A 246-nucleotide genomic window follows, 5' to 3' on the forward strand; every position below is an offset into this window, starting at 1 on the left:
GGCACCAACCGCTGCTTATAAGCTCGCTGAAGATCTTGACCCTGCAACGATGTATTTGGGCGATGTCTATACCATCGGTGTTAACTTAGCCGGTCTACCAGCGCTCAGTCAGCCTGTTGGTCTGACGTCTGAAGGCTTGCCTGTTGGCTTACAATTGATCGGTCAGTATTGGCAAGAAAGCAAGCTGTTGGCCACTGCGCATCTATTCCAGCAGCACACCGACCATCATTTGCAACACTCTACCAT

Annotated in this window: 1 protein-coding gene; it reads left to right on the forward strand. The window is 50.8% G+C overall.

Annotation, left to right across the window (positions count from 1 at the left end; translation table 11 throughout):
* On the forward strand, nucleotides 1-246 hold a 246-nt coding region (locus tag AAEY57_RS20785; protein ID WP_350608757.1), incomplete at both ends, for an amidase family protein.

Source organism: Pseudoalteromonas sp. MER144-MNA-CIBAN-0113 (assembly GCF_040308965.1).
GTDB classification, from domain to species: Bacteria; Pseudomonadota; Gammaproteobacteria; order Enterobacterales; family Alteromonadaceae; genus Pseudoalteromonas; species Pseudoalteromonas tetraodonis.